9 protein-coding genes and 1 pseudogene are annotated in these 7204 nt (G+C 64.4%); all 10 read left to right on the top strand.

Going from position 1 to position 7204, the window contains the following annotated elements; genetic code table 11:
* Window positions 1-198, top strand: a pseudogene (locus QOC76_RS14930) (TetR/AcrR family transcriptional regulator); the annotation flags it as partial.
* A 31-nt stretch (window positions 199-229) separates the two neighbouring features.
* Window positions 230-1444, top strand: coding sequence for a cytochrome P450 (locus tag QOC76_RS14925; protein ID WP_526357612.1), 1215 nt, complete (start codon window positions 230-232; stop codon window positions 1442-1444).
* Entirely contained in the window at window positions 1445-2272 is an 828-nt protein-coding gene (locus QOC76_RS14920) for an SDR family oxidoreductase (RefSeq protein ID WP_526357611.1), read from the top strand.
* An 8-nt stretch (window positions 2273-2280) separates the two neighbouring features.
* Window positions 2281-3618 (top strand): lanosterol 14-alpha demethylase, encoded by a 1338-nt coding sequence (cyp51, locus tag QOC76_RS14915; RefSeq protein ID WP_526357615.1) that lies wholly within the window; start codon window positions 2281-2283, stop codon window positions 3616-3618.
* Window positions 3619-3626: 8 nt separating this feature from the next.
* A complete protein-coding gene (locus QOC76_RS14910; RefSeq protein ID WP_526357614.1) occupies window positions 3627-3836 on the top strand; it encodes a ferredoxin in 210 nt (69 codons plus the stop codon).
* A gap of 3 nt (window positions 3837-3839) precedes the next feature.
* Complete coding sequence (locus tag QOC76_RS14905) at window positions 3840-4385, top strand: nuclear transport factor 2 family protein (protein ID WP_526357610.1); 546 nt, start codon at window positions 3840-3842, stop codon at window positions 4383-4385.
* Between the two features lie 92 nt (window positions 4386-4477).
* Window positions 4478-5605, top strand: coding sequence for an NDMA-dependent alcohol dehydrogenase (locus tag QOC76_RS14900; RefSeq protein WP_526357609.1), 1128 nt, complete (start codon window positions 4478-4480; stop codon window positions 5603-5605).
* A 10-nt stretch (window positions 5606-5615) separates the two neighbouring features.
* The gene (locus QOC76_RS14895) at window positions 5616-6050 is read left to right on the top strand and encodes a nuclear transport factor 2 family protein (protein ID WP_526357608.1); all 435 of its coding nucleotides are present in this window, start codon (window positions 5616-5618) and stop codon (window positions 6048-6050) included.
* 7 nt (window positions 6051-6057) lie between these two features.
* Window positions 6058-6903 carry an SDR family NAD(P)-dependent oxidoreductase gene (locus QOC76_RS14890; RefSeq protein ID WP_526357613.1) on the top strand — a complete coding sequence of 282 codons (846 nt, stop codon included), beginning with the start codon at window positions 6058-6060 and terminating at the stop codon, window positions 6901-6903.
* Between the two features lie 42 nt (window positions 6904-6945).
* Window positions 6946-7204: DUF222 domain-containing protein (locus QOC76_RS14885; protein ID WP_526357607.1), on the top strand; the 259-nt coding region annotated here is incomplete at its 3' end.

Raw genomic sequence — 7204 nt, 5'->3', positions numbered from 1 at the left:
CGCGACCGCATCGGCGCCGAGATCCACCGCCGCATCCGCTCGGCGATGGGCCCCGACGCCGACCCGCGCACCGTGTCGGCGCTCGAGATGACGTACTTCGGGGCACTGGTTCATGCCGGCAGCGGCTATGTCAGTTATCGCGAGATCGCCGACCGACTCACCTACGTGGTCGGTCTAATCCTCGGAGAAGATCGATGAACAGAAGCCTTCGAGAGGACCGGGATTCTCGGTGACCGTGCCAACCAGCGACGTGATCCTCGACCCGTACGACTACCACTTCCACGAGGATCCGTACCCCTATTACAAGCGGTTGCGCGACGACGCCCCGCTCTACTACAACGAGGAACTCGGCTTCTGGGCGCTGTCGCGCCATCAGGACGTGCGGGAAGGCTTCCGCAACAGCACGACGTTGTCCAACCGCGACGGCGTCTCACTCGATCCGATCTCCCGCGGGCCGCACGCGAGCAAGACCATGTCGTTCCTCGCGATGGACGATCCCGGACACTTGCGCCTGCGCACATTGGTCTCGAAGGGGTTCACGCCGCGGCGAATCCGGGAACTCGAACCGCGCGTCACCGAACTGGCGATCCAGCACCTCGACGCGATGCTGGAGAGAGCCGCCGCCGGCGAAACGGTAGACTACGTAGCGGAATTCGCGGGCAAGCTGCCGATGGATGTCATCTCCGAGTTGATGGGCGTGCCGGTGCAGGACCGGGACCGCATCCGGGCCATGGCTGACGGCGTCATGCACCGTGAAGACGGTGTCAACGACGTACCTCAGTCCGCGATCGAGGCATCCATCAACCTGATGGTCTACTACCAGGAGATGATCGCCGACCGTCGCAGGAAGGCGGCGGACGACTTGACGACCGCGCTCCTCGAGGCCGAGATCGACGGTGACCGGCTGACCGATGACGAAGTGCTCGGGTTCTTGTTCCTCATGGTGATCGCCGGCAACGAGACGACCACCAAATTGCTTGCCAACGCAGCATTCTGGGGCCATCGGAACCCCGATCAGCTAGCTCCGCTGTATCAGGATTTCGACACGATTCCGTTGTGGGTGGAAGAGACTCTGCGCTACGACACATCCAGTCAGCTGCTGGCTCGCGTGGTCGCAGGTGAGTTGAACCTCTACGACACCACCATTCGCGACGGTGACATCCTGTTGTTGCTGCCCGGCTCGGCGCACCGCGACGAGCGGGTGTTCGACGATCCCGACGACTACGTCATCGGTCGTGAGATCGGTTCGAACCTACTGAGTTTCGGCAGCGGCGCACACTTCTGTCTCGGCGCGCACCTGGCGCGGATGGAGGCTCGAGTGGCGCTCGCCGAGCTGTTCAAGCGAATCCGCGGATTCGAAGTAGACGAGGCCAACGCCGTCCGCGTCCACTCCAGCAGCGTCCGCGGATTCGCCCACCTGCCGATGACCGTGGAGGTCGTGTAAATGCCGCGCTTCGAACCCCTGCCCGACCGCAGGCCCGCGATCGTCGCGGGCGCATCGTCGGGCATCGGTGAAGCCACCGCCATCGAGCTCGCCGGCCGCGGGTTTCCGGTTGCGCTCGGTGCGCGCCGGGTGGAGAAGCTGGCTGAGCTCGTCGGCAAGATCCAGGCCGACGGCGGCGAGGCCGTCGGCTTCCACCTCGATGTCACCGACCCGAACTCGGTCAAAGCCTTTGTGTCGCAGTCGGTGGAGGCGCTCGGTGATATCGAGATCCTGGTGGCCGGAGCCGGTGACACCTTTTTCGGCAAGCTCGACGAGATCACGCCCGACGAGTTCAACTCCCAATTACAGATCCACTTGGTGGGAGCCAACAGGCTGGCGGCGGCGATGCTTCCCGGCATGATGGACCGGCAGCGCGGCGACCTGATCTTCGTCGGGTCGGACGTGTCATTGCGCCAGCGACCGCATATGGGCGCATACGGCGCAGCCAAGGCCGGCCTGATCGCCATGGTCACCAACTACCAGATGGAACTCGAGGGCACCGGCGTGCGGGCGTCGATAGTCCACCCCGGTCCGACGAAGACCGGCATGGGCTGGAGTTTGCCCGCCGACAAGATCGGACCGGCCCTGGAGGACTGGGCCAAATGGGGTCAGGCCCGCCACGACTACTTCTTGCGTGCAGCAGATCTCGCGCGCGCCATCGTGTTCGTCGCCGAGACACCGCGGGGCGGCTACATCGCCAACATGGAGCTTCAACCCGAGGCGCCGCTGGCCGACGACAAGAACCGCCAGAAACTGGCCTTGAGTGAAGAGGAGATGCCAGACCAGTGACGACAGCGATGGTTCCACGCGTTTCAGGCGGCGAAGAGGAGCACGGCCACCTCGAAGAGTTCCGGACCGACCCGATCGGATTGATGAAGCGCGTCCGCGACGAATGCGGCAATGTCGGCTGGTTCCAGCTCGTCGACAAGCACGTCATCCTGCTGTCGGGCGCCGAGGCCAACGAGTTCTTCTTCCGTTCCGCCGACGAGGATCTCGACCAGGCCGAGGCCTACCCGTTCATGACGCCGATCTTCGGCGAGGGCGTGGTGTTCGACGCCAGCCCCGAGCGGCGCAAGGAAATGCTGCACAACTCGGCACTGCGCGGCGAGCAGATGAAGGGGCACGCAGCCACCATCGAGGGCGAAGTCAAGAAGATGATCGCCGACTGGGGACCCCAGGGCGAGATCGAGCTGCTCGACTTCTTCGCCGAGTTGACCATCTACACCTCGACAGCATGCCTGATCGGGCTGAAGTTCCGCGATCAGCTCGACCACCGGTTCGCGGAGTACTACCACGACCTCGAACGCGGCACCGATCCCCTCTGCTACGTCGACCCGTACCTACCGATCGAGAGCTTCAAACGTCGCGACGAAGCGCGGGTGAAACTGGTTGCGCTCGTGCAGGAGATCATGGACCACCGGGTGGCCAACCCGCCCAAAGACAAAGCCGACCGCGACATGCTCGACGTGCTGGTGTCGATCAAGGACGAAGACGGCAATTCCCGGTTCTCGGCCGACGAAGTCACCGGGATGTTCATCTCGCTGATGTTCGCGGGACACCACACCAGCTCGGGGACATCGGCATGGACGCTGATCGAGTTGATCCGCCATCCCGACGCCTACGCCGAAGTGCAGAGCGAACTCGACGAGCTCTACGCCGACGGTCAGGAGGTGAGTTTCCATGCGCTGCGGCAAATTCCGGAGCTGGACAACGTCGTCAAGGAGACCCTCCGGCTGCACCCGCCGTTGATCATCTTGATGCGCGTCGCCCAAGGCGAGTTCGAGGTGGAGGGCTTCGGAATCCACAAGGGTGACTTCGTCGCCGCCTCCCCGGCCATCAGCAACCGGATCTCCGAGGACTTCCCCGACGCCGACGCGTTCATTCCGGACCGCTACAACAAGCCGGAACAGGCCGACATGGTCAACCGGTGGACATGGATTCCGTTCGGCGCGGGCAGGCATCGGTGCGTCGGTGCTGCGTTCGCCCAGATGCAGATCAAGGCGATCTTCTCGGTCCTGTTGCGGGAGTACGAGTTCGAGATGGCACAGCCCGCCGACTCCTACCGCAACGACCACTCCAAGATGGTGGTCCAGCTGGCCCGTCCGGCCAAAGCCCGCTACCGCAGGCGGACCTAGGGGCGACGATCGTGGGCATCAAAATCGAAGTCGACATGGACCTCTGTCAAGGCCACGCCATGTGCGAGCTGGAGGCCCCGAACTACTTCAAGGTGCCCAAACGCGGCAAGGTCGAAATCCTCAAACACACCGCGCCGGAAGAAGACCGGGCCGAGATCGAAGAAGCGGTGTGGGCCTGTCCCACGCAAGCACTGTCCATCAAAGAAGAGGAAGAGTAGACAATGGCGTCCTTCACCCGTGAGCAACTCGAGGAGTGGGTCGAACGCTGGCTAGATGCCAATCGTGAGGCCGAACGCAAGGGCGACTGGAAGCCGCTGGCGGACTTCTACACCGAGGACGCCACCTACGGCTGGAACATCGGGCCGAAGGAAGACGTGATGTGCGTCGGCCGCGACGAGATCCGCGACGTCGCGTTGGGCCTCGAGATGGAAGGCCTGGAGAACTGGAACTACGAGTACCAGAAGGTGCTCATCGACGACAAGCTCGGCGAGGTCGTCGGTTTTTGGAAGCAGATCGTCAACAAGGCCGACGGAGCACGCGACGAGATCTACGGCATCGGCGGAAGCTGGTTCCGGCTGACCGACCACCTCAAGATCGAGTGGCAGCGCGACTTCTTCGACTTCGGCCACGTGGCCTACATGTTCGGCAAGCTCATCGGTTCCGGCGACCTGAGCGAGGGCATGAAGAAGCGGATCGAGCGCTCCGTGGCCGGGGAGAAATTGCCTGGCTACTACCCGCTGGGTGAGGCGCCTGTCCCGATCTGGTGACGCCCGGCCAAGCGGTTGCTTGGGGGTGCTTGTGACCCATCTAACTAATGGTTCTAGTCTGGCCTCACTGGCTCTAACGGAAGGCAAAACGGATGAAGACAAAGGGCGCTCTCATCTGGGAGTTCAACCAGCCGTGGTCGATCGAGGAGATCGAGATCGGCGACCCCGTCCGCGACGAGGTCAAGATCCAGATGGAAGCGTCGGGGATGTGCCACTCCGACCACCACCTGGTCACCGGCGGCATCCCGATGGGCGGCTTCCCGGTTCTGGGCGGACATGAGGGCGCGGGCATCGTCACCGAGGTCGGCCCTGGCGTCGAAGGCCTCGAGCCGGGCGACCACGTCGTGCTGTCTTTCATCCCGTCCTGCGGCACGTGCCCCTCCTGTCAGGCGGGCATGCGCAACCTCTGCGATTTAGGCATGTATCTCCTCACCGGGACGGCGGTGTCGGACGGGACCCACCGCATTCACGCGAAGGGGCAGCCGGTCTTCCCGATGACGCTGCTCGGCACGTTCAGCCCCTACATGGTGGTGCACAAGAGCTCGGTGGTGAAGATCGATCCGTCGATCCCATTCGAGGTGGCCTGCCTGGTCGGCTGCGGCGTGACGACGGGCTACGGGTCCGCGGTGCGCAGCGGTGATGTCCGCCCCGGCGACGACGTCGCCGTCATCGGCGTCGGCGGAGTGGGCATGTCGGCGCTACAGGGCGCGGTCAATGCGGGTGCGCGCAATGTATTCGTCATCGAGCCGGTCGAGTGGAAGCGCGATGCTGCGCTGAAGTTCGGTGCCACGCATGCATATCCGGACATCGAGTCGGCTTTCGCGGGCGTCGCCGAGGTTACCGCGGGCCTGATGGCCAAGAAGGTCATCGTCACCGTCGGAGAGCTCGACGGCAAGGACGTCGACACGTACCTGAACCTGACCTCCAAGGGCGGCACCTGCGTGGTCACGGCGATCGGAAGCATGCTCGACACCGAGGTGACGCTGAACCTCGCGATGCTCACGCTGATGCAGAAGAACCTGCAGGGCACCATCTTCGGCGGCGGCAATCCGCACTTCGACATCCCCCAGTTGCTGTCGATGTACAAGGCGGGCAAGCTGAACATCGACGACATGATCACCCGGCAGTACAAGCTGGAGCAGGTCAACGAGGGCTACAAAGACATGCTGGAGGGCCGCAACATCCGCGGTGTGATCCGCTACACCGACGCAGACCGGTAAGCGAAACACCATGTCCCAGGACACAATCGAGCAGTCTCCTGCGCTGACGGCCTCCCAGGCTTCATGGCGTTGCGTCCAGGCCAAGGACAAGCAGGGCTGGCTCGCGCTGATGACCGACGACGTCGTCATCGAGGACCCGGTCGGCCCCGCCTACACGAACCCCGACGGCACGGGAGTCGCCGGAAAAGACGGCGTCTCGGAGTGGTGGGAGAAGAGCGTCGGCCTCGCCACCATCACGATCGCCTGCGAGGAAACCTTCCCGTCGAGCTCACCCAACGAAGTCGCGCACATCCTGCGGCTGCGCTTCACCTTTGAAAACGGCACCGCGAGTGGCGTGCGGGGCATCTTCACGTACAAGGTCAACGATGCCGGCCTGCTGACGAACCTGCGCGGCTTCTGGAACATGGAGATGATGAAGCCCGTCACGGACGGCGAGGGCAGTTAGCGCTCCGCTGTCCGGTCGCGGCGCCGTCGTCGTCGGCGGATCCCGCGGGATCGGGTTGGCGGTTGCCGTGCTCCTCGCCGAGCGGGGCGCGGGTGTGGTGGTCAACGGTCGTGACGCCGACGCCGCAGCCGAAGCGGCCAGCCGGATCGAAGGCGCGGTCGCGTACGCCGGCTCACCGGCGGACCCCGCGACTGCCGATGCGCTGATCGGCAGCTGCATAGCCGAATTCGGGCGAATTGACATCCTGGTGAACTGCGCGGGCAGGGCAGGACTGGCCAGCGAGTCGATCCTCGAAGTGTCGAGCGAGCAGTTTCGCGATCTGATCCATGCGCACCTCGTCACGACGTTCGAGACATGTCGGGCAGCAGCACCCAGGATGGTGGCGCAGGGCGGCGGCGCGATCATCAACACCAGCTCGTTCGCCTTTCTCGGCGACTACGGCGGCACCGGATACCCGGCGGGCAAGGGCGGCGTCAACGGCTTGACGCTCGCACTCGCCGCCGAGCTCAAGGAGCACGGAGTTCGGGCGAACGTGGTGTGCCCCGGCGCCAAGACACGGCTGTCGACCGGCCCGGAGTACGAAGCGCACATCGGAGCGCTGAGCCACAGAGGCCTGCTCGACGACGTGAGCACCCAAACGGCGCTCGACGCTCCACCACCGGAGTATGCGGCGCCGATATACGCCTATCTCGCCGGCGATGAGGCCGAAGACATCACGGGCCGAATCTTCATCGGTGCAGGCGGATTCGTCGGTGAATTCGCGCGTCAGACGCCAGCCGTCATCGGCTACCGCGACCACCGGGACTCGCCGCCGTGGTCCGTCGACGAGCTGCACGCAATGATCGGCCGGTAGCGCTTCGCAAACTTGTCGCCATCCTGGCGTAGTGTCGAACACATGTTCGAAGAGTCCGATATCGCCGCCCGGTCGTTGGTGGACCGCATCTGCGCATCGGCGCGGGCGGAGAACCGGGCCGCGGCCGACGGCCTGGCATCGATCTACGCCCTGTACCGGTTGCGATTGAGGGAGGCAGGCGGCCGCGACGACTGGGCGATGGACACCATCGAGGAGATCGCGGCGGAAGTCGCTGCCGCGCTGCGGATCAGCCAGTGTTCCGCGGTCAATCGCGTGGGCGACGCGATCGCGATGGGCAAGA

The sequence above is a fragment of the Mycobacterium sp. genome, from assembly GCF_032159565.1.
Classification (GTDB): Bacteria; Actinomycetota; Actinomycetes; order Mycobacteriales; family Mycobacteriaceae; genus Mycobacterium.
Note: the sequence above shows the minus strand (reverse complement) of the source record. Positions and strands in the feature narration are given on the sequence as shown.

Coding starts and splice junctions, on each gene's coding strand:
- QOC76_RS14920 (WP_526357611.1), top strand. CDS start 1,445: ATGCCGCGCTTCGAACCCCTGCCCGACCGCAGGCCCGCGATCGTCGCG.
- cyp51 (WP_526357615.1), top strand. CDS start 2,281: ATGGTTCCACGCGTTTCAGGCGGCGAAGAGGAGCACGGCCACCTCGAA.
- QOC76_RS14905 (WP_526357610.1), top strand. CDS start 3,840: ATGGCGTCCTTCACCCGTGAGCAACTCGAGGAGTGGGTCGAACGCTGG.
- QOC76_RS14900 (WP_526357609.1), top strand. CDS start 4,478: ATGAAGACAAAGGGCGCTCTCATCTGGGAGTTCAACCAGCCGTGGTCG.
- QOC76_RS14895 (WP_526357608.1), top strand. CDS start 5,616: ATGTCCCAGGACACAATCGAGCAGTCTCCTGCGCTGACGGCCTCCCAG.